Annotated in this window: 25 protein-coding genes; 22 read left to right on the top strand and 3 right to left on the bottom strand. The window is 72.8% G+C overall.

Annotation, left to right across the window (positions count from 1 at the left end; translation table 11 throughout):
- Positions 1–4 precede the first annotated feature (4 nt).
- The 3 genes from ACFWA9_RS10305 to ACFWA9_RS10295 form a co-directional block, all read right to left on the bottom strand.
- Positions 5–985, bottom strand: a complete 981-nt coding sequence (locus ACFWA9_RS10305; protein ID WP_380385306.1) for a hypothetical protein — start codon at positions 983–985, stop codon at positions 5–7.
- 165 nt (positions 986–1,150) lie between these two features.
- Complete coding sequence (locus ACFWA9_RS10300; protein WP_380385303.1) at positions 1,151–1,435, bottom strand: helix-turn-helix domain-containing protein; 285 nt, start codon at positions 1,433–1,435, stop codon at positions 1,151–1,153.
- A 128-nt stretch (positions 1,436–1,563) separates the two neighbouring features.
- The gene (locus ACFWA9_RS10295) at positions 1,564–2,304 is read right to left on the bottom strand and encodes a GntR family transcriptional regulator (RefSeq protein WP_380385300.1); all 741 of its coding nucleotides are present in this window, start codon (positions 2,302–2,304) and stop codon (positions 1,564–1,566) included.
- Positions 2,305–2,595: 291 nt separating this feature from the next.
- On the opposite strand from ACFWA9_RS10295, the gene ACFWA9_RS10290 reads away from it, so the two are divergent.
- The 22 genes from ACFWA9_RS10290 (at position 2,596) to ACFWA9_RS10185 (ending at position 20,022) form a co-directional block, all read left to right on the top strand.
- Positions 2,596–3,240, top strand: coding sequence for a hypothetical protein (locus ACFWA9_RS10290; protein WP_380385298.1), 645 nt, complete (start codon positions 2,596–2,598; stop codon positions 3,238–3,240).
- Complete coding sequence (locus ACFWA9_RS10285) at positions 3,240–3,737, top strand: hypothetical protein (protein ID WP_380385295.1); 498 nt, start codon at positions 3,240–3,242, stop codon at positions 3,735–3,737. Before ACFWA9_RS10290 ends, ACFWA9_RS10285 begins: the two co-directional genes overlap by 1 nt.
- Positions 3,734–3,892 (top strand): hypothetical protein, encoded by a 159-nt coding sequence (locus tag ACFWA9_RS10280; RefSeq protein ID WP_380385292.1) that lies wholly within the window; start codon positions 3,734–3,736, stop codon positions 3,890–3,892. The genes ACFWA9_RS10285 and ACFWA9_RS10280 overlap by 4 nt, the downstream gene beginning before the upstream one ends.
- Positions 3,893–4,070: 178 nt before the next feature.
- On the top strand, positions 4,071–5,753 hold the full coding sequence (locus ACFWA9_RS10275; protein ID WP_380385290.1) for a hypothetical protein: 1,683 nt from the start codon (positions 4,071–4,073) through the stop codon (positions 5,751–5,753).
- A gap of 303 nt (positions 5,754–6,056) precedes the next feature.
- The gene (locus ACFWA9_RS10270) at positions 6,057–6,233 is read left to right on the top strand and encodes a hypothetical protein (protein ID WP_380385287.1); all 177 of its coding nucleotides are present in this window, start codon (positions 6,057–6,059) and stop codon (positions 6,231–6,233) included.
- A 161-nt stretch (positions 6,234–6,394) separates the two neighbouring features.
- Entirely contained in the window at positions 6,395–6,964 is a 570-nt protein-coding gene (locus tag ACFWA9_RS10265; RefSeq protein ID WP_380385285.1) for a hypothetical protein, read from the top strand.
- 2 nt (positions 6,965–6,966) lie between these two features.
- Positions 6,967–7,545 (top strand): hypothetical protein, encoded by a 579-nt coding sequence (locus ACFWA9_RS10260; protein ID WP_380385282.1) that lies wholly within the window; start codon positions 6,967–6,969, stop codon positions 7,543–7,545.
- 135 nt (positions 7,546–7,680) lie between these two features.
- Complete coding sequence (locus ACFWA9_RS10255) at positions 7,681–9,924, top strand: hypothetical protein (RefSeq protein ID WP_380385279.1); 2,244 nt, start codon at positions 7,681–7,683, stop codon at positions 9,922–9,924.
- 480 nt (positions 9,925–10,404) lie between these two features.
- Complete coding sequence (locus ACFWA9_RS10250) at positions 10,405–10,548, top strand: hypothetical protein (protein ID WP_380385276.1); 144 nt, start codon at positions 10,405–10,407, stop codon at positions 10,546–10,548.
- 28 nt (positions 10,549–10,576) lie between these two features.
- Positions 10,577–11,350 (top strand): hypothetical protein, encoded by a 774-nt coding sequence (locus ACFWA9_RS10245; protein ID WP_380385274.1) that lies wholly within the window; start codon positions 10,577–10,579, stop codon positions 11,348–11,350.
- Entirely contained in the window at positions 11,347–11,529 is a 183-nt protein-coding gene (locus tag ACFWA9_RS10240; RefSeq protein ID WP_380385272.1) for a hypothetical protein, read from the top strand. The genes ACFWA9_RS10245 and ACFWA9_RS10240 overlap by 4 nt, the downstream gene beginning before the upstream one ends.
- 64 nt (positions 11,530–11,593) lie before the next feature.
- Positions 11,594–12,499, top strand: coding sequence for an NUDIX domain-containing protein (locus ACFWA9_RS10235; RefSeq protein ID WP_380385269.1), 906 nt, complete (start codon positions 11,594–11,596; stop codon positions 12,497–12,499).
- A gap of 66 nt (positions 12,500–12,565) precedes the next feature.
- Positions 12,566–13,267, top strand: coding sequence for a hypothetical protein (locus ACFWA9_RS10230; protein ID WP_380385266.1), 702 nt, complete (start codon positions 12,566–12,568; stop codon positions 13,265–13,267).
- 946 nt (positions 13,268–14,213) lie between these two features.
- Entirely contained in the window at positions 14,214–14,810 is a 597-nt protein-coding gene (locus ACFWA9_RS10225) for a hypothetical protein (protein ID WP_380385264.1), read from the top strand.
- Entirely contained in the window at positions 14,807–15,262 is a 456-nt protein-coding gene (locus ACFWA9_RS10220; protein WP_380385262.1) for a MarR family transcriptional regulator, read from the top strand. Before ACFWA9_RS10225 ends, ACFWA9_RS10220 begins: the two co-directional genes overlap by 4 nt.
- A 235-nt stretch (positions 15,263–15,497) precedes the next feature.
- Positions 15,498–15,716 carry a hypothetical protein gene (locus ACFWA9_RS10215; protein ID WP_380385259.1) on the top strand — a complete coding sequence of 73 codons (219 nt, stop codon included), beginning with the start codon at positions 15,498–15,500 and terminating at the stop codon, positions 15,714–15,716.
- Positions 15,717–15,880: 164 nt separating this feature from the next.
- A complete protein-coding gene (locus ACFWA9_RS10210) occupies positions 15,881–17,077 on the top strand; it encodes a hypothetical protein (protein ID WP_380385256.1) in 1,197 nt (398 codons plus the stop codon).
- 107 nt (positions 17,078–17,184) lie between these two features.
- On the top strand, positions 17,185–18,042 hold the full coding sequence (locus tag ACFWA9_RS10205; protein ID WP_380385253.1) for a DUF2786 domain-containing protein: 858 nt from the start codon (positions 17,185–17,187) through the stop codon (positions 18,040–18,042).
- A gap of 141 nt (positions 18,043–18,183) precedes the next feature.
- Positions 18,184–18,519, top strand: coding sequence for a hypothetical protein (locus ACFWA9_RS10200; RefSeq protein ID WP_380385250.1), 336 nt, complete (start codon positions 18,184–18,186; stop codon positions 18,517–18,519).
- A gap of 142 nt (positions 18,520–18,661) precedes the next feature.
- A complete protein-coding gene (locus tag ACFWA9_RS10195) occupies positions 18,662–19,102 on the top strand; it encodes a hypothetical protein (protein WP_380385247.1) in 441 nt (146 codons plus the stop codon).
- A 3-nt stretch (positions 19,103–19,105) separates the two neighbouring features.
- On the top strand, positions 19,106–19,483 hold the full coding sequence (locus ACFWA9_RS10190; protein WP_380385244.1) for an HIT family protein: 378 nt from the start codon (positions 19,106–19,108) through the stop codon (positions 19,481–19,483).
- Positions 19,480–20,022 carry a nucleoside 2-deoxyribosyltransferase domain-containing protein gene (locus ACFWA9_RS10185; RefSeq protein ID WP_380385241.1) on the top strand — a complete coding sequence of 181 codons (543 nt, stop codon included), beginning with the start codon at positions 19,480–19,482 and terminating at the stop codon, positions 20,020–20,022. Before ACFWA9_RS10190 ends, ACFWA9_RS10185 begins: the two co-directional genes overlap by 4 nt.
- Positions 20,023–20,058 lie beyond the last annotated feature (36 nt).

Genomic DNA, 20,058 nt, shown 5'->3' with positions numbered 1-20,058 from the left:
CCTCTCAGGCCGACTTGACGGCGCGAACGGGGATGGTCTCCCTCGGCACGCCCTGCGGGGGGATCGACTGCGCTGCGATATCGGCGACGTCGAGGCAGAAGCCCGTGCCGCACAACGGCCGGCCCGGGATCGAGGTCCGGAACGCGTTGTGGCAGATGGGGCACTCCGCCATTCGCGGCGAGCCCTGCCCGGTGTAAACCTCCCGAGCAGGCAACACGTAGTGCAGCGGCAGTTTCCGGAGGAGCGCGTCCAGATAGCCGCCCGGGTTGAACGCCCTGCGGTCCTTCGTCGCGTCGAGGGCCCGCAGAAGGGCCGGCGCTGGCCAGCCGTTGCACAGGAACCACCAGACCGAACGCTCGGCGAGCCTCCGCTCCTCGGGGCCCCCGGTGAACCAGTGCACCTGTCGTACCACCGCCGCCGCCGTCACCATCGCCGCGTCACGCTCCGACTCCGGGAGCGGCGTCGCGGTGAACTGCGACAGCAGGGTGTACCGGTCGGCCTCGCGGGTGATGCGGCCGGTAGCCGAGTCGGTGAACGACACCGGGCGGAACTGGACCAGGTCCGCGCGGATCAGGTGCGGGCGGTGCCGCTCGACGCTGCGCAGGCTGACCCCGGCCTCGCGGGCGAGGTCCTCCATGTGGATCTGCCCCTCCCAGCCGAGGCGGGCCAGCGCGAGCAGGCACCGGGTGCAGGTCGGGTCGGGGGCAACCACTGCGGACGCCCAGTCGAGCGCCCCGGGGAGAACGGGCTCGGCCATGGTGGACCCCGGCAGCGGGGTCCGGCGGTCAGCGTCGATCCGGTGGCGCGCCCACAGGTGGGCGAGGTGGACCTGAGTCGCCCTGGTCTTGAGGCCGGCCGCGCGGCCGATCTCCTCGGTGGTCAGCCACTCCGACGGGGCTGCCTTCTGGTGATCTTCAAGCGCCGCGAAAACCCTGCGGCATGGGGGGCAGTCATCCGGGTTAACGTCCCGGTGCTGAGGGGGCACGAATCGGCCTTTCCGGCCTCCCGATGCGGTATACCCGGCACTGCTGGGTACACTCGACAGAGACCTAGAGCAGGGTCAGCGTCAGCCCCTAACCGGTTCCGCGAGGTGCGAACTCTCGGACTTCAACCGGCGGGGCTTTCGCTATTTCAGGGGTCAGAGTGAGGACTAGACCGGGATGACCTCCTGACGGCCGCCGACACAGGCCGCCATCCTGACCCGGGGGAGCTTCTGGAGAGCGTGAGTGGGGCCGATCATCAGGTCGGGTACTGCGATGCCGAAGTGCCGCGACACCACGTCCACGTCATCCAGCGACCACGAGCTCTTGCCGTTCTGCTTGAGGCTCACCGCGCCCTGCGTCACCAACAGTGCTTCGGCCAGCCTGGCCTGAGTCTCCCCAGTGGCGCGCAGCAGAGCAGCCACCGTGGCGCGGAACAACTCCTCGGTCGTCATGTGACCTCTCCTCACGTCGAATGAGCCAGGCTCATACTGCCAGACAGGGCGCCGCGGAATCCTTGCGCCACGCCGACCCCTCACGGTCGAGCCGGCCGCGCAGGGTCGCGGCCGGCTGTATCTGGCGACTACTCGGCGGCGGGCAGTTCGTAGTCGTAGATCGACGTACGGCCTTCGCCGGCGATGCTCACGCCGTATTCCACGACAACGCCCTCCGAGGTGCGGAGCACGCTCGTGGATCGCTTGACCGCGGCGGGCAGTTCGATGCCGAGCATTTCGGCGTCCTCGGCGGTCGCGAGTCGGGCCTCGATCGAGTCGCGGCCCTTCGTGGCGCTCACTCCGATCTGCTGCTCAAGGTAGCGCCACGACCCAGCCTCGATCCGCGCCGCTTCCAGCAGCAGTGGCGCGGCCTCGGCGTGGGTTCCGTCGTACCAAGACGTCGAGGCGCTCCGCCGCGCGTTGTCCGGCCCGAAGGTGACGCGGACTCGCTTGATGGCCAACGAGCCCGGCTCGATGCCCAGCACCTCGGCCACCTCTGCGGGGGCCGTGACGAGCTCGGCCGAGATGATCTCGGCGTACTCCCCCGGGGTGTAAATCTTGCCCGTCGCGCGCACGGCCCGGGCCCGGTCGCGGCCGGACATGTGGGGCATCTGGTTGACGACGGTTCCGCGGTTGCGGACGGACGTGATCAGGCCCTCGGCCTGAAGGGCGCCGTACGCGCGCCTCACGGTGAAGTCTGACCAGCCGAGTTCGACGGCGAGGTCGATCTGACGCGGCAGAGTGCTGCCCGGCGGGTAGGTGCCATCGGCGATCTTCCCCCGCAGGTCGTCGGCAAGGGCCTGCCACTTCGGGATGCTGGACTCGCTCATGATGCCCTCTCAGATTGGTGGTGTGGCACCAGGATAGCCGCAACAGTGCGGTTATTGACAACCCCTCAGTTCGACTGTCATTCTCATCACGTCGCCACCGACCGGGACCGCAAGGCAACGGGGAGTGAAGACGCTGCAATGCCGCTGTGTCCCAGATCAGGGCGCCTTTGCGTAGGCCGTGGAAAGCCGCAGAGGTCCTGAAAAAGGGTGAGGCCCCCCTCGTAGGCCGTGGAAAGCCGAGGGGGACCTCGAAGCGGCACCGTCACCTGATCTGACCAGGGAGATACCGCTATGCGTAGTCTGGCGCATGCCGCGACGCGGGACGAAATCACCGCGAGGAACGGCTCGAACTCGACCACCACCGGGCGTGCCTTCGCCGCCCGAATCGCCCGGGTGACCCGCACCGACGCCGAGCTGTGGCTCGCCGGCGGGGACCTCGATCAGGAGCTCGCCGCCGACCTCGCGGGCATGACCGGCGTGGACGCCGAGCTCTGGGAGCAGCGCAGCGGCGAGGCCCGCGAGACTTACCTCGGCCGGGCGGCGAGCGCGATTCTCGCCACCAACCCCGAGCAGGACGACGAGATCGACGCCGAGCTTGAGCTCGCCGTCGTGCAGGCCGAGGTGATCGTCCGCTCGGAGGCGGCCCGCTACCGGCTGCTCGCGGAGGCCGGCCGGATCGAGGCCGAGCAGATCGAGCGCGCCGAGCGCGCCAAGACCACCCGCCAGCGCCGTGCCGGCAAGGTCGAGGAGCGCCTCGGCCGGGCCGCCGCCCGCGCCGCGGAGTTCATCGAGCTCGACCGCACGGACGGCGAGCCGGACGACCCGACGTGGTCGGCCGCCGAGCTGCGTGGCGTCCAGCGGCACAGCCCCTTCCGGGGTGGGCCGGTTTACCGCTTCCGCCGTTCGAACGGCACGCTCGCGCCGGAGGTGGCGTGATGGCCGCGTACCGCCTCCTCAGTGGCGAGTGGATCGACGCGAAGTCGCTTCCCCGCGGGACGGTCGAGAACGAGGACCCGGCGTACCCGGGCCCGATCCTGACGCCTGACGAGCTGGAGCAGCACGAGCGCGAGAACCCCGTCCCCCTGCCGGACGAGCTCAGCGTCTACGCCGCCCCCGAGGCCGAGGCCGACCCGGAGCAGGTGGAGACGTTCATGCGGGCGATCCTCGACGGCGAGATCAACGCCCCCCGTACCTGGGCCGCGACCGGCCGCCACTACGAGGGCGAGTGCAGGTGCCCGGCGCCGGAGGGGACCGAGGAGGGCGACTGCCTCGACGTGATCCTCGGCGCCGAGATCGACCAGGCCGAGACGGAGGCGTACGCCGAGAACTACCGGCGCGACCCGGCCGCGGTCGAGCGTGACCTCGCCGCCTGCGAGCCGGCGCTCGTCGTCCGGATCGCGGCCCTCGGCGAGATGCTCGGGGTCGGGCAGTGAGCGCGCAGACGGCCGCCGCTGACGCGCTGGTCCGCGAGGTGCAGCAGCACATGTCGGGCCCGCTCGGCGGTTCGAGCGCGAGCAACGCCGCGCTCCTGTCCGGCCAGCCCCCGCAGCCCGCGCCGCCCCCGCAGCCCGCCGGCAAGAGCGGGTGATCGGCGACCGGTCCCTCGCGATCGGGGCGGCCCCGGTAGTTCCGGGGTCGCCCCGCCGCTCGCGGACCCACTCCATTCCCCTGGCCGGTGATCACCTGCGCGGACAGCGCGAGATGATCACCGGGCTTGATCGAACACTTGGACGCTCCCCGGCGTCCCTTGACCAGGAGCAACGCCCGTGACTTTCGCACTGAACCTTGGCGCCGTCAGAAGGCGGGGCCTCCCGCACGAGAACCCGACCACGCCGGCGCAGATCGAGGCGAACCGGCGGGCGTGGCTCGACCAGAACCCGGGTCTCCTCGGCTCGCTGGTGGTCATCGTCTCGACGGTCGCTGTCGCCTTCGCCATCGCTGGCGCGGTCGGCTCGATCGACACCATCACCACGTCCGCCACGCGGCACGGCCTGTCCGGCTGGGCAGCGTGGACCCCGTGGGCGGGCGCCGAGGGCGTCCTCCTCCTGCTGGTGGCGTGGCGCGTGTTCTGCGGGCTGCGCCGCCGCTCCTCCGGGTTCGTCGTCCGTCTCGCGTCGTGGGGTGCGGCGGCCGGCGCGCTGACTCTCAACGCTGCTCCGTCCTACGAGGCCGGCGACTGGGTCGGCGTCGCCTACCACCTGGCGATCCCGCTCGCGACGATCGTCTCGGTCGAGATCCTGGAGCGCCTGGTCGCCGCCGTCGTCGCGCTGATCCTCGGCACGGACCAGCTCGCCGAGGCCGACGCCGCGGCGGCGCGCACGATCCGTGCCGACCGGTGGGTTCGCCGCTCGCACCGCTGGGCGGGCGTTCCTGCCGGCCGCGTGCTCAGCGTTGTGCCGCGGGCCGTCGCCCGGGGCCACGTCGAGCGCGTCATCAAGCACGAGCCGGACCTCCTCGCCGGAGCGAAGGCCCGGATCGCCACGTTCGCCGCGCTGGACTGCGGTACCGCGAACATCCCGGACGCCCCGGCCGGGCAGCGGCCCGCCGAGGAGGAAGCGGAGGAGCTCGCCGGACCGGCCGAGACGGTCACCGTCGAGCGCGCCGACCAGGCGCCGCCGGCCGCGACCCTTGAGCAGCACGCCGCCGACGCCCTCGCTCTGGTTGCCCCGGAATACGCTGCCCTGCCGGCGGCACCGGAGCAGCCCGCCAAGAGCCTGCCGGGGTACACCGCGGACGGTTTCAACGTGCCGTACGAGGAACCGGTCGGGCAGAACGCCGACGGCGACCAGGCCGGACAGGACGGGCAGGACGACCAGCTCGACCCGGCCGACGCCGAGGGCGACGAGCCCAACCCGGACGGGCAGGACGACCAGCTCGACCAGGACGGCGACGAGCCCGACCCGGCCCAGCAGGATGCGCAGGACGACGTCGAGGGCGAGCAGCCCGAGGCCGAGGAGAGCGACGCCGCGCCGATCGAAACGGAGCAGGGGAGCGCGCCGGCGTCCGCCGCGTTCGTTCCTGCCCAGGCGGCCCGGCAGGTCGTGACCGCCCAGGTCCCGCAGACCAGCACCACCGAGACCGGCAACCCCGACGGCGAGGCGGACGAGCCCGAGGTCGTCGAACAGGAATCGCCCGAGGCCAGTGAGATTCAGGCTGGAACGGGCAGTCAGGCCGCGTTCGACGCGCTGACGGCAGGCCGCGAGGCGGCCAACCGGGAGCGTGCCGAGGCTGCGAAGGCTGACCGGCGGGCCCTGGCCCTGAGCTGGTACATCGCCGAGCGGACGGGTCGGGCTGGAACGAAGGTCAAGTTCGCGCTGGACCACGGGACCTCCGAGAAGCGCCTCCGTGCTGCCATCGCCGAGCACCCCATCAGGTCGTTCACCGCCGAGGAGCTCCAGCTCAACCCGGACGGTGATGCCGCTCCGCCTGCCCAGGCGGGTCGGCCGTAACGGTCGGCCCGCTACCTCCCACGCGGCGGCCGGTCACCCCCTCGAATCACTCGGGGGTGGCCGGCCGCCGTCGTTCCCGCGCGCGAACAGCGCGGTTTGCACGACAAGCCAAAGGCCCCGCCCCATCACCTCTCACAGATCCCGGGCGGGGCCGTGACCAGCAGAAACCTCCCTGGAAGGGGTGCCAGTCATGGCCCACGCTACCCCCCCTGTCCCGCCGATCACCTCCAAGGACCGCACCCAGGCCGCCGCTGCGGCTGACCGCCGGCTGACCGTGCAGACCGGCAAGAGCGGCGGTGCGCGGTGAGCCTGTTCGACCGCAGCCCCAAGCCCGTCCAGTCCGGCCAGCAGCGCCGAGCCAAGGCCAACCGCCGGGCCAGCCGAGACGGCGAGCAGGCGTTCACCCGCCGCGAGCAGGCCCGTGACCGCGCCGTCTACGGCACCACCCCCGCTCCCCGCGCCTGGTGGCGCTCCTCCTGACCGACCTCGGGCCCGGCCTCTGGCCGGGCCCACTACCTGATTGGGAAGCACATGCACATGTCTCCCCTGCTTGGCTGGCTGATCAGTCTCGGATACCCGGCTTCGGCCTGCGGTGCGGCACTGGCTCTGCGGCGTCTGCGCCGTGGGGAGGGTGAGCGCTGATGGCCCCGCAGACCGCCCCGACGTCGCCGCAGCCCTACCCGCCGAACGCGGGAAACGCGCAGGTCAGCCCTGATGGCCCGGGTTACTGGATGGCCCCGGTCGGCCTGCGCGCCCCGGCCGCCGACCCGTACGCCGCGCCGTGGGACACCCCGGCGCCGCCGTACCCGATGTACGACCCGTACGCCGCCCCGGAGATCAAGGACCGTCGGCCGCTCATCGACTGGGAGCGCGTCCGCCGTGCCCGCCGGGCGATCCGGCCCGGGTACGTCGCCACCGTCGCCGGCCTCGCTTCGTTCTCCGGCGCGAGCGTCGGATGGCGTCACGTGCTGGCGAAGTGCACCACCGAGGAGGGCGCGCACCTCGCCGCCGTCCACATCGCCGACAGCGGCCCCGGCCTGGGCCTGTCGTTCATGGCCGCCCTGGTCCTGGGCGCTGCCGTGGCCGGCGGTCGCCTGCGCCGGGCCGTCCGGCTCGCCGCCGCGGTCGGCCTCGCCGCCGTCGTCACCGGAACTCTCACCTACGGACCCACGTTCGCGCAGGTCACCGCCCTGATTGCTGGAGGTAAGTAACCATGTCCGCCCCCATCTTCGAGCCCTCCCACACCGTCACCATCGCCGGGTCCGGCGCCGGTCTCGCCCTCCTGGTGGCGTCGCTGGCCTGGGTCGGCCTGCGTGAGGAGGGCGCCCCGCTCCTCGGTTTCGGCGGCGGCAAGTACCACTTCCACGCCGGTGTGCGGAAGGTCTGGGGTGCCACCCGGCACCACCGCGTCTTCCCGCTCTGGTACGCGCTGGCCGCCGGTCTCCTCGCCTCCGGCTCCGCCGGCGGCCTGTTGGGCTGGCTGACCAGCTACACCACCGGGTCCGGCAACTGGCTCGGCTCCTACGCCAGCGACGCCGCCACCGGCCTGTCCGGGACCGCCAAGATCCACAGCGCCGGGCACCTCAGCCCGCAGGGCGCATGGATCGCGATCATCCTGATCGGCCTCATGCTCCTGATCGCCTGGTTCGGCGCGACCTGGGAGGTTCGCGCGTTCGTCGCCATCGGCGTCATCGCCGGAACCACCTGGGGCCTGGCCACCGTCGGCGGGTTCCTCAGCGACCACACCCTCACCCCGCTGGCGAACTGGGTCGGTTCCGTCCTGATCGGCTGATCCGTCCGGCCCCGGTCGTCCATCTCCGGTGTGATCACCGCCTCTGCTGGCGGAAGGTCACCGGAGTTGGGCCTCCGAGGCCGAACGGCCCCAGCATGACCGGCCCTGACCAGCGACAACACCGAGGAGGACACTGTGGCGACCGACACCACGACCCCCGCCGACATCACCGCCGGCGCCGCCGACGACCCGGCGCAGCGCGGCGCAGTCGCCCGGCACGCCGCCCGGCTGCGCCTGGGCGCCCGTTACACCCGCCAGGGCCTCGCCCACTGGGCGGGAGCGCACGGCATCAGCGAGGAGGAGATCCGGCGCATTCTCGTGAACGCCCAGCTCACGCGGTACAGGGAGGCGCGCACCACCGCCCGGAACGCATTGGAGGCGACCACCCGCCACATGGTCCGCATTGAGCGGCGCGGCTCTACCGAGGGCCTGACGCTGGGCCAGCGTGCCCACTTCTCCCAGGTGCGTGCCAAGCGGGCCACCCACGAGGCGACCCACCGCGCCCTTGAGTCCGCCGAGTTCTCCCCGATCCAGCCGACCATGGGCACGATCGCCCGGCGCCGCGTGCGGGTCGCCACGTGGCGCGTCGGGGTGCTGGTTGCCGGGGGCGCCGGCTCGGTCGTCCTCTCCGTGCAGGCGGGCGCCCAGGGCCTCGGATGGGCCGCCGTCGGCCTGCTCGCCGCCGCCGTCCGGTGCTGGGTGCGAGGCGCGCACCCGGCGCCGGCGCTGGAGGAGCGCCCCGTCCCGGCCGAGCTGATGATCCCGGAGCTCGACCTCCCGCCCGTCGTCCCGGCGGCATCGCCGCAGGTCGCGCCTGGCCAACCGGTCGCGCAGGGCGAGCCCGCCGGCCCGGGTGAGCCGTTCCCGATCGTCTACGCCGCCAGTGAGGCCGACGCCCAGCGGTGCATCCATGCCGCGCTGCTCGCCGAGGGCGTCCCCGTCGCCGACGTGTCCGAAGTGGAGCGCCGCCCGTACGGCTGGGCCGCCACTGTGCGCGTCTCCAACGGGACTCCCGAGGCCGTGGTCAAGGCCGCGGACAACCTGGAGACGAAGTTCGACGTAGCCCAGGGCGCTGTGATCGTCCGTCCGATGAAGAAGCGCCGGGCTTCCGCCCGCGTGTCGATTCTCCAGTCCGACCCGTTCGCCAGCATGCCGCCCGCGCCGCCGCGCGCCCCGCTCTCGCTGTCCATCACCGACCTTCACCACCTGGGCGCGGCGATGGAGGGCGGCGCCCTTGAGCTGGCCATTTACGGCGTGATGGGCGAGATCATCGCGCGCAGCCGGGGCGGCAAGTCCACGATCATGCGCGCCATGGTGGACGTGACGACGGCCTGTTTCGACGCCGTGACGATCTTCCTGGACGGCTCCTCGAACGGGGCCGGCAAGCAGCGCGAGGCCATCGCGCTGCACTCCACCGACCCGGCCACCGTGGAGGCCGCCCTCCTGTGGCTGTACCTCGCGGCCAAGGCGCGCGGCCTGATCCGCCGGGCGCTGGGCATGGGCGACGTGTGGCAGGTCAGTGCGGAGTACCCGGCCATCGTCGCGTTCGTGGACGAGTTCCCCCAACTTTCGCCCATCTCAAAGGAGTTGGTCCGCCTTCTCCAGCTGATCGGCATCAAGGAAGCCGTGTATGTGGTCTTTGCTGCGCAGGGTGCGACCAGCGAATACCTGGGCGCGGCCATCGCCGAACAGCCGGCGCTCAAGATCCTGGGGCCGTGCCAGGGCAAGGACACGACCGCTGCGCTTGGCGGCGGCGCCATCGCGGACGGATGGCTCCCGCACCGGCTCAACCCCAAGACCGGCCCGGACCTGCTCCAGTGCGCGCAGGCGTACATCGAGGGCATCGGCGACGGCGAGCCGATGATCTACAAGTTCCACCACATCGAGGACGACGAGGCCGGACGGCGCAGCGCCGAGCGGCGCGCCGCCGGGCTGGTGGAGGTGGACGCCGCCACCGTCGCCGCCATGGCCCGCGTGAGCGTCCCCGTCGCCGTCTACGGCGAGAACCCCGAGAAGTGGCCCGCCCGCCCCGGCTGGGACAAGCTCCGCGCCGTGGCGGAGGCCGAGGACCCGATGGCGCCGATTCCGGCCGAGGACGCCGACCCGCGCGAGCGGGCCGCGCTGGTGTCCTGCCTGCGGTGGATGGACGCCGAAGGGGAGACCGCCGCCCAGCTTCCCGCCCTCGCCCAGGCCCTCGCCGAGGCCGATCCCGAGGCATGGGCCGGCCTCACGGCGGACGCCCTCGGCGCCCTCCTGCGGGCCGCCGGAGCCGGGACCACCCGTGACGTTCCGTATATCAAGGCGGACGGCTCGCGCAGCACCCGCAAGGCGTACCGGCGTGATCAGATCGCCGACGCCCTCGCCGTTCTCGCCCCCTGAGAGCCCGCTACCGAGGGCGCTACACCCCCCGCTACCGCCGCCCGGCGGTAGCGGGGGGCCTCCTGGGCGTAGCGCCCTGGTTGCGGCCACCCTTTCGCCCCCTTTGACCTGCGAAGTTGCGGGGGTAGCGGCCCGGCGCCAACCCCCCTCCCCGGATTCCGGATACGCCCGGGCCGAGGGCCTGTATCGAGGAGCTCGCCGTCACGGCCGCCGCGGCGGGCGGCGCCCCGTCCGCCGGCCGCCGCGCCCGCTTCGTCGGTGCCGTCGGCGGCCCGCTGATTGTCACGCTCCGCAGTCGTTTCGCCGAGCTGTGCGGGGCCGACGGACCTGCCGGAAAGCCCGGCAACCTCACCCACTAGCGCAAGTTATATAACTTCCACTATGGTGTTTCCGGGCCTTCGCCGGGCCCGCCCGCCAGCGGCCCGCCCCCTGCGCCGTTTCCCGCAGGAAACACCCGCCACCACCAGGAAGGCCCCCGCCGTGTCCGACCTCCCCGACTTCCTCCGCTTCCTCATCCACTCCCAGGACCGCCCCAAGGACGAAGCGCTCCGGCTCTTCCTGGTCGCCGGATTCGCCCTGCTCGCGCTCATCGCCGCGGCCATCACCGCCGCCGCCCTCGCCTGACCAGCCCCCACGAACGGAGCACCCGCCCATGGACCCGACCCTCACCCAGACCGACGAGCAGCTCGACGCGCTGCGCACCCCGCAGCCCCGGCCGACCGCCGAGCAGCTCCTCGACCCCGCCGCCGGCACGGTCGCCATCGGCCGAAGTGCCGACGGCACCCCGGCCGCGGTGCCGCTGTGGACCGAGCACGGCGCCGTCCCGCTCGGCATCATCGGCGCCGAAGGCGCCGGCGCCTCCGTGATCCTCAGCCACCTGTGGGCGGCCGAGTCTGCCTCGCCGCTCGTCCGCTGCTGGGTCGCCGGCCTCGACCAGGACCTCGACCACCACCTCGGCCCCACCTTCGACCGCCACGTCTGCGACCCCGACGAGACCCGCGACCTCCTCGCCGAAGCCGCCAGGATCGCCAGCCTCCGGGCCGCAGCCCTGTCGAACTGGCCCCGGCCCTACCAGCCCACCCCGGCCGAACCGCTGGTGACCCTCTCCCTCACCCTGTGGGACCTGGTCCGCCTCGACGCCGCCAGCCTGCACCACGTTGAGGAGCTCGCCACCCACGGCCGCCGCGGCGGCGTCGCCCTGCGCATCACCTACCGCCGGCACCTCCTCGGCGACCTCGGTTACCGGCTGCACAAGGCGCTCAGCGCCGGCGCGCTCATCGCGCTGCGCGGAGCCGAAACCGGCCGTGCCCTCGGCCCCGCGAACGCCACCATCCCCGCGGACATGCCCGGCACCGGCTACCTGATCACCCGCCGCAGTGCCCCCGCCCTGTTCCGCTCCTGGGCGCCGCACCGCACCGCCGCGTGACCGCCGTCCTGATCGCGCTCATCCGCTGCGACGGCCCCGACTGCGGAGCCGAGACGCACACCCCCTTCGAGACCTCCCGGGCCTCCGTGGTCCGCCGCTTCCGCCGTCCCGGCGGCTGGCGGACCCGCCCCGGCGGCCGGGACCTCTGCCCCGCCTGCTGGAAGACCGGGCACCGCTGACGCACAACCAGGCCCGCCGCACACCGCCGCCGGGCCCCGCCCCGCACACCCGAAAGGGACACACATGGACTTCACCGGAGAGAACCGGTTCCCGGCCGTTGCCTCGGCTCCGATGCTCGACGACCCGGCCGCCCGGGTGCACCGCTTCCTCGGAGCCGACCCCCGCGCGACCGTCTGCGGCCGGACCAACGGCCCGGACAGCCCGATGGAGCTCACCGTCGCCGACCTGTACGCCGTGCTCAACGGCAACGCCACCAAGGCCCAGGAGAGCCGGGTGCGCGCCTTCGTGGACGAGTTCGACGCGCTCCGCGACACCGACCACCCGGAGGACACCGATCACATCTGGACCGCCCACGGCGGCGCGGTGCTGCACAGCGATGACGTCCGCGCGCTCCTGGACGGCCTCAACCCCCACCGCGAGGACCCGACCGACGCCCTCCCGGTGCTGCTCGCCTGGCCCGGCAGCTCGGGCGAGTACCGCATCCGCCGCGACCTGATCGGCCCGCTCCTCGCGCACGTCGAGGCCCTGGCCGCCGAGGACGAGCCGATCGAGAGCATCCGCTACACCGCCGACGTGGTGTGTGTCCGCGGCGGCGAGGTGCTGCTGATCGAGCGCGGGTGGCCGCCGCACAAGGGCGAACTGGCGGTGCCGGGCGGGCACGTGGACCGCAAGGAGCGGGCCCAGAAGGCCGGCGCGCGCGAGCTGCGCGAGGAGACGGGAATCCGCGTCGCCGAGGCGGACCTGACCCTGATCGGGCTGTTCGACGCACCCGACCGGGACACCCGCGGCCGGTACGTAAGCGCCGCCTACCTGGTCGAGGTACCGGCGGGCACGGAGGCCCAGGCCGGGGACGACGCCGCCGCCGTGCACTGGGTGCCGCTCACCGACCTGCCCGAGCACCTCGCGTTCGACCACGCCGAGATCCTGGCCGCCGCCCGACAGATGCTCACAGCCGCCGAGACCAACTGACCTTCACCAACCCGGCCGGGGCAGCCCGCCCCGGCCCCACCGCCGCACACCACCAGGGAGAAACCCATGTCCGTCGAATCCGCCCCGCTGACCAGCACCGCCAGCGACCACCTCGCCCGCCACCACCACCCGAACTTCATCGCGCTGGAGGTCGTCGAGGGGGCGTTCAGCCGGCAGACGAAGTTGCAGTTCCGGCTGTTTACCGGCACCGAGACGGAGCCCGAGCGCCCGCAGGCGAGCTACCGCGACGCCGAGCTCTCCCACGAGGACCGGTGCCTCCTCAACTACGAGTACGACGCGCTGCGCTCGGCCTGGGCGACCGCCCGCCTCAAGCACCAGGCCCCGGCCGTGCTCGCCCAGGCTGCTCCGGTCTGGAAGGACTACCTCCGGGCCCGGGAGGCGATGGACTCGGTGTTCGCCCACTTCTGGGAGACCTCCGACGTCCAGTGGAAGGCCCAGGGACTCAAGCTCACCGACGCCCACACCGCCACCCTGACCGCCGCCCGCGCCTGGGACACCGTCGCGGAGAAGATCGCCCAGCTGCTCGACGACCACCGACGCACCGCCGGTGAGGAGAACTATGTCCTCCTCACCGACCTCGGGACCGGGGCCGGCATCGACACCAGCGGCTGGAGCGTCGATCCCCTCGACGAGTACCGGACCAACGAGTACCGGACCGAGACGCCGCTCGCCGGCGAGGTGGCGCAGGCGATCGAGGAGCAGAAGACGCGCTTGCGCGAGAACGCCGAACTGGTCGGCGAGCGCTGACCCCGACGCACAGCTCTGCGTGCGCCCCGCACCCACGGCACGACGGGTGCGGGGCGCACGTCTGTCCGGTCCCTGGCGAACCCGCCATCCACCGACCGGACACGGGCTGCAACGCCTCGCCGCCCCGGTCCGCCGCCGCGTGCCTGGCTGGGCGCGGCGTGCTCCGCCCCCGCACCCGTGGCCAGCTGTGCTCAGCTGGACCAGCAACCGCGCTGCGCCTGCCCTGCGCCGGCGGACCGCTTCGCGGCCACCAGCGCACCGGCCGGGCCGTGGACGGCCCGGCCTGGGCAGTTGCCATCCGATCGGAACGTTGCTGACGGTGCATGCCTGGCCCGCCTGCCGCTCCACCTGCACGCCTGCTGCTCCTGCCGGCCTCCGCGTGCTGGCTGCTGTCGCGAGCCCACCTGATCAGAACCATGTGCACGATCGGGACGGCGACCACCGAGCCCGGGTTCGGCTGGGCTGCATGCGCAAGCGGGCGAACCCCCGCAGCAGGATGCTCGACGGTGGCCGGCCTCCGGGAATGGATGAGCGCGGAAAGGGCCCCCTGGGGCCCGGGTCCGGCGGCAGCCGGACTTTCGCGATCGGCGCCGTAAGGCCAGTCGGCACCGGCGGCGCGGGCCCTGAACGCCGCCCACCCGGGCGGCGGGAGCGGCACGGCGGCCAGCCCGCCGGAGGCTGCTGGCGACCGGCGCGGCACCGGCGCAGCGGCCCGGCCCGGCCGGCTGCCGGATCGGGCGGAGCCCGATGGGTCGGCTCGCCGCAGGCGGTCGCTCTAGATTGTTAGAGGCGCGAGGCTCTGACCTGCGGAAATGCTGAGCGAGTGTGGGGTTATAACCCCCGTTACTGGTGGGTAACGAGGGTTAAGACCCCACACTCGACTGTCCGGCGCGCCGAGTGCGGGTCCTAACCCCACAAAAGTTATCTCCTGGGATAACCTTTGGCGGTGATCAGTTCTCCGACGGGCGGCAAAGTGGTCCGCCTACCCTCGACCCGGCCGGGCAGCAAGCCCGCCCAGCCGCCGCCCGCCGAGATCGCGGGTCAACAGAACGTCGTCGCCATCCGGTTGCATCCGGGCGAGTCCGTGACGGTGAATCCGCCCCCGGTGCCCGAACCGGCGTCCGGGCGCCGGGAAGACTTCGAGTTCCTCGGGCACACCTTCTATATGGCGTCAAAGGAGCTGTCCGCCAAGCTGCCGTTCCTCGGGATCACCGCGACCGAGTACGACGTGTGGCACACCATGCTCGGCGAGCAGCTCAAGGGCGGGATCGTCCCGATCACCGTCACCAAACTCGGCGAGCGTCTGGGAATCGGCCGCAAGGAAGCCGGCGAGGCTCTGACGAAGTTCCTCGACATGGGGTTCATGTGGCTGGAGCGGCGCGGCCGGTACCGGATCAACCCCCGGATTGCTTTCTGGGGCACCAGCTACGACCAGCAGCGCGCCTTGGCGCTCATGCCGGACAGCATTCCGGAGATCCGGTTGCCCGAGGGCAATGTCCGCCCGCCCCGTCGTACCCGCCGACCTAAGTTGGAGTCGCTGTGAGTGACCACGACCACGACCTTGACCGGGACCAGGAGCGGGACGCCGAGACCTTCCTGACGGCGGAGGGCTCCGTCTTCACAGCACAGGAGCTCTCCCGTGCGTTGCCTCTGTTCCGGCTCACGACGTTGCAGTACGACGTGTGGCACACCGTGCTCGGCGAGATGGCCGATGGTGGCTGGGTCATGCTGACGCTGGACGAGATCGCCGAGCGGCTCGGCACCAGTAAGAGCAACATCTCGCCGGCGCTGTCGCGGCTGGCGGAGCTCGGGCTCCTGTGGCGGGTCTCCAACGGGCTGCATCGGATCAACCCGCGGATCGCGTTCAAGGGGACGCGCGAGGAGTGGATCGAGGCGCTCGGCGAGGTTCCGGCCGAGGTGCCCGAGGTGGTATTGCCGAACTACCGGCGGCGGCCCCCGCGCGGTCACCGCGGCGGCCTGGCGGAAGCCGGCTGATCGGCGCCGAGTGGGGGTTGTAACCCCCCAAAAGTTATCGCTACGCATAACCATGAGGTGTCGCAGCCTGATCGCCGACGGCCCCCGCTCCTTTGCGGGGGCCGACTCGTTGCCCGGCTCGGGGCCCTCCTGGCCCCCGGCCGGGGGCCAAAGCGGTAAGGCCAGTGCTACCGCTCGGGCGGGCGTGATGGCGGTCTGGCTACCTGGACCCGTCCAGGCTGGGAGACTGGTGATCATGATCGACCGCCGCCCCCTCCCGTCGCCCGCCTTCTCCGCGTCCGCCACCGACGAGCCCCTGCCTGCCCAGTCCGGCGGGCGCCGGCTGCTGCCGGTTGAGCAGGGCGCCGACTTCCGCCAGCCGCCAGGCGAGACCGTGGCCGTACCCGCCCCGGCCCGTCGGCGCCCGCTCGCGGCCGGCGGCCTGACCTTCTCCGATCCGGACCGGCAGATCTGACCGGCCTGATCCGTCCCGCTGCACGGGGCGGCGGCGGTTTGGCCCCCGCCCGGGGGCCAAACCGGTTCGGCCGGTGCGACCGCCGCTGCGCGTTCCCCTGAACCGTTGCCGCCAATGAGCCGGTTTTGTCCCCGCTTGTCGTACCCGGCCGCTACCGTCCGGCCATGACGAAACGCACCGCCGCGGCTACTCAGGGCGACTCGCTGTTCGACGCCGTGAACGCCGAGCCCGAGCCCGCGTCGAAGCCGGCCGCCAAGCCCCGGCCGAAGCCGCTCAAGCCGGCCGACCTCCCACTCCACGCGCCGCTGATCCACGGCGAGACCACGGCCTCGCTGCTGGTCCGCACCGGCGCGGCGAACGCCGTCGCGCCCGACCTGCTCCTCAAGGCCCTGCACGCCGGCCGCCTCACCGTCCCGGCCGCCGGTGTCCAGCCCCAGCAGCACGAAGTGCGCATGAGCGCCGAGGCGCTGGAGCGACTCGCGAAGCTGCTCGACCGGCCGGCCGAGCAACTGCAACGCGCGCTGCCCGGCCTGCGGGCCGAGCAGCTGCTCGACGAGCCGGGCGCCGTCGTCCGACTGGTGCCCTGGCCCGAGGAGCTCGGCGCCGGGCCGCTCCGGGCCTGCCCGCTGTGCATGGAAGACGGCGCCTGGCTGACCGCCGACGGCCACCGCTGGCGCCCCTGCCCCTGCGGCCGGCGATGGATGGGCGGCGACGACGGCGGATTCCTGCTGGAGACCTCCCTCCTCCCGGACCTCGGCCGCGCCCTGGTCCGCCACCGCGCCATGGACCACCACCTCGGCCCGGCCGGTGACGCCCTGGTCGCGGACGCTCACCAAGTCGCGCTGTGGTGGTGGGTCAACAAGCAGGTGGCAGCGGATCGTTGGAAGGAACGCGCGGACGCCCTCGGCTGCGGACGCCACCTCAAGCGCGCGGCACCCGCGGTCGTCTACCCCGAGGTCATGACCCTGGCCGAGGCCATGGGCCGATGGGAGCAACAGCGCCGGAAGACCGATGCCTCGGCGGCCGAGTGGCTGGCCGAGGTCGCCGAAGCGTTCGAGGTGCCCGGCATCGAGCGCGGCCGGGAGCGCGAGCCGTTGCGCTACTGGCTCCAACTGCACCCGGCCGGCGCCGAACCGGCCGGCGACACCTCGGCGGAACGCCGGTGGAGTCAACTGCCCCGGCTCCACCACCGGCCCGCCGAGCACGGGCCGTGGCGGGCGACGAGCTGCCTGCGGTGGACGTTCGGCCAGCCGCTCACCTCGACGACGGCGATCTGTCCGTACTGCCAGGGCCGCGCCCTCAGCTGCGCGTGGTCGCCGGCGCCGGACTGCCCGGAGAAGCCGGGTAGCTCGGACGGGTGACCGGGCTCGGAACTGGGTGACGGCACCCGGGCCCGGGCCCGTCCGCGGCCCGGGCTCAAGCCGTATTTCCCCAGTTAGAAGACCCAACAAGGTGGTTCACTGTGCACATGATTCCGTGGCTTCTCACCGTCATCGGCAACCTTGTTGCCATCCTCGGTGCCGGTTCCGCCCTCCGGGGCTTCATGCGCCGGGAGTACAACCGGGTGGTAGCGGGCGGCATCATCGCCCTGTTGGGGCTCGCCGTCACGGCCGGCTGGACGGGCACGGCGTTCCAGTGGGTGTGGGACAACGTCGCAGGTGGCACCGGGGCGCCGACGACGGAGGCCCCCAAGCCGGAGACGGGCAGCGGCAGCGGCTTCCCCGTCGAAGCCCTGTGGTGGCTCCTCGGCAGCATCGGAGCCGTGGCCGCGGTGTCGGGGGTGGTCGCGTTCGTCACGGGCCGCCGGCGGAACGCCGCCGAACGGCGCGACAGCGAGGTTCGCAGCCGGGCCCGTTGGGAGGCGATCGTCGCCGAACACGACGAGGTCCGCGAGGCGTACGGCGCGTTCGTCCTGGACGTCCTCGCCGTCCTCGACCGGCCCGCGCTGGCCGACGTCAACATGCCGCAGACGGTCGCCTTCCTGCACGCGATGGACTACGCCGGCGACGTCGCCCGCGGAGCGGACCCGATCCTCTACCGGGAGGCGGTCAGCAACCTCAAGACCGCATGGGCCGCCGCCGACGGGCACGCCCGCAAGACCGGCCTGCGCCACCTGCCCGAGCGCGAGCGCACCACGGTAAGCCGGGCCCGCGCCCTGCTGGTGAAGGCCCTCAGCGACAGCGGCAGCGAGCACGAGCGACAGGCCGCCTACGCGAAGGCCCGCGAGCTCCTCGCCGACGTCGTCACGCTCCCGCAGCAGACCGCCGCCGCGCTGACGAGCCGCAGGTGGCTCAGCCTGACCAAGGGCGAACCCACCACCCGCTGAGCAGCACCCCAGCCACGAATCCGGCAGCGCCCGCACCCCACCCCGGGGGCGGGCGCTCGCCGTTCCCCGCCCCGGCCCGGATCGTTGTCCGGGTGACGTCGCCGCCGGCCCGGCCGGCGCCCAGCAGTGAGGACACCAGCAGTGAACTACGCCCCGGATGCCCCGGCCGACCCCCGCGAGCGGCTCGTCTACCTCGCCGAGCGCGCCGACCTCCTCGCCGAGATTGAGGAGAAGGTCGAGCGCCTCGCCCACGCCCAGGAGCGGCAGCCCTACCCCGGCCCGTCCGAGACGGTGCTCACCGCGCGGGAAGGCGCCGAGACGCTGCGCCAACTCGCCGACCAGTACGCCGAGGACGACCTCAGCAACCCGGAGGCGCTCGCCGACCTGCACGACTCGCTGCGCACCGCCGAGGCCCTGGTCGAGCAGCTCCAGCGGCTTGCCGGTCCGGAGGAGGCGCCGGCGGTCGTGGACGCCTGACCGGCGGGGGTGGGCCTGCGCGGGCCCACCGCCCCCACTTGTGCAAGTTATATAACTTGCGCTAGAGTCGAGTCTGTTCCACTTCGCGGCCGACAGGCCGCCCCAACCGCGAGAATCATCGACACCACTAGGAGGGGAACCCATGGCCACCGCACCGACCGACCCCCGCGACGCCTTCGCCGCCAACGTCGCCAGCATCGCGAAGAAGAACAAGGACAGGGGCAGGGCCGAGACCACCACGAAGGACGGGCACACCGTTCTCCTCACCGGCCTGTGGAACGACCAGGTCGGCGCCATCGCCATCACCGCCCCGGACGGCACCGAGACCCGCCGTGCCGACGGCTGGAAGGTCGGCGACACGGCCGAGATCGCCGCCTTCCTGTGGGACGTGATGGAGAAGGACCGGGAGCGGGCCGCCAAGCGCCAGCGCCTCGCCGGCCTCAAGTCCGTCATCATCACCGCGGCGGACGCCGACGGCTCGACGTCCCGCGAGCAGGCCGGCCGCTACCACCTCACCCCCGAGCAGCTCGCCGAGCTGCTCGCGACGGCTGCGCAGATGGCGTCGCAGAACGAGGAGTGCTGACCGATGCTGGACTGCGTCTTCTGCTCGATCGTCGCCGGTTCGGCGCCCGCGGAGGTCGTCCGGGAGTGGCCCGACGCCATCGCGATCCGCCCGCGCAGCGGCGGCGTCCACCCGGGCCACGTGCTCGTGATCCCGCGTCAGCACGTCGCCGACGCCGGCGCCGACCCGGACACCGCCGCTGCCGCCATGCGTCGAGCCTCCGAGCTCCTCGCCGAGCTCCCGAACGCGAACATCATCACGTCCAAGGGCAGCGCCGCGACCCAGACCGTGTTCCACGCGCACTGGCACGTGCTGCCCCGCGCGGACGGCGACGGCCTGCCGCTGCCGTGGACCCCGCAGCACGCCGCCCGCACCGCCGGCCAGAACGGAGCCGCCGCGTGAACAGCAGCAGGATTCAGCTGGTCATGGCCCGCGAACCCCTGGCCACCACGGGCGGCCCGTCCGTGTTCCTGGCCGGACCGACCCCGCGTCTCGGCGGCCCGGTCGAGTCGTGGCGGCCGGCCGCGATCGACGAGCTCGCCGCCCAGTGGACCGGCGAGGAGTCGCTGACCATCTACTCGCCGGAGTCCCGCGGCGGCCGGCGTGCCGCCCACTACGACGACCAGGTCGGATGGGAGACCGAGGCCCGCGCGAGTGCCGACGCGGTCCTCTTCTGGATTCCCCGGGACCTCGACGCGCTGCCCGGCTTCACCACGAACGTCGAGTTCGGGCTCGACATCGGCACCGGCCGGGCGGTGCTCGGGTGCCCGCCCGACTGCCCCAACCCGGAGCGCAACCGGTACCTGATCTGGGTTGCGCACCAGTACGGCGCGCCCGTCTGCGAGACCCTGCGCGACACCGTCCGCGCCGCGCTGGTTCTCGCCGGCGCCGGACGGTCCGACAGCGAGACGAAGCTCTCCGCCACCACCGGCAACCACTGAGACCGCCAACCGGGCGCCGGGCACTGCCCACGCCCC

The sequence above is a fragment of the Kitasatospora sp. NPDC059973 genome (assembly GCF_042737525.1).
Lineage (GTDB): Bacteria > Actinomycetota > Actinomycetes > Streptomycetales > Streptomycetaceae > Kitasatospora.
This window is presented reverse-complemented; position numbering and strand designations above follow the sequence as displayed.

What these genes read in the sequence shown, in the direction of transcription:
- ACFWA9_RS10195 (WP_380385247.1), top strand. Translation starts at nt 18,662, where the DNA reads ATGGCCACCGCACCGACCGACCCCCGCGACGCCTTCGCCGCCAACGTC.
- ACFWA9_RS10235 (WP_380385269.1), top strand. Translation starts at nt 11,594, where the DNA reads ATGGACTTCACCGGAGAGAACCGGTTCCCGGCCGTTGCCTCGGCTCCG.
- ACFWA9_RS10230 (WP_380385266.1), top strand. Translation starts at nt 12,566, where the DNA reads ATGTCCGTCGAATCCGCCCCGCTGACCAGCACCGCCAGCGACCACCTC.
- ACFWA9_RS10285 (WP_380385295.1), top strand. Translation starts at nt 3,240, where the DNA reads ATGGCCGCGTACCGCCTCCTCAGTGGCGAGTGGATCGACGCGAAGTCG.
- ACFWA9_RS10260 (WP_380385282.1), top strand. Translation starts at nt 6,967, where the DNA reads ATGTCCGCCCCCATCTTCGAGCCCTCCCACACCGTCACCATCGCCGGG.
- ACFWA9_RS10205 (WP_380385253.1), top strand. Translation starts at nt 17,185, where the DNA reads ATGATTCCGTGGCTTCTCACCGTCATCGGCAACCTTGTTGCCATCCTC.
- ACFWA9_RS10265 (WP_380385285.1), top strand. Translation starts at nt 6,395, where the DNA reads ATGGCCCCGCAGACCGCCCCGACGTCGCCGCAGCCCTACCCGCCGAAC.
- ACFWA9_RS10190 (WP_380385244.1), top strand. Translation starts at nt 19,106, where the DNA reads ATGCTGGACTGCGTCTTCTGCTCGATCGTCGCCGGTTCGGCGCCCGCG.
- ACFWA9_RS10300 (WP_380385303.1), bottom strand. Translation starts at nt 1,435, where the DNA reads ATGACGACCGAGGAGTTGTTCCGCGCCACGGTGGCTGCTCTGCTGCGC.
- ACFWA9_RS10295 (WP_380385300.1), bottom strand. Translation starts at nt 2,304, where the DNA reads ATGAGCGAGTCCAGCATCCCGAAGTGGCAGGCCCTTGCCGACGACCTG.
- ACFWA9_RS10215 (WP_380385259.1), top strand. Translation starts at nt 15,498, where the DNA reads ATGATCGACCGCCGCCCCCTCCCGTCGCCCGCCTTCTCCGCGTCCGCC.
- ACFWA9_RS10245 (WP_380385274.1), top strand. Translation starts at nt 10,577, where the DNA reads ATGGACCCGACCCTCACCCAGACCGACGAGCAGCTCGACGCGCTGCGC.
- ACFWA9_RS10290 (WP_380385298.1), top strand. Translation starts at nt 2,596, where the DNA reads ATGCGTAGTCTGGCGCATGCCGCGACGCGGGACGAAATCACCGCGAGG.
- ACFWA9_RS10210 (WP_380385256.1), top strand. Translation starts at nt 15,881, where the DNA reads ATGACGAAACGCACCGCCGCGGCTACTCAGGGCGACTCGCTGTTCGAC.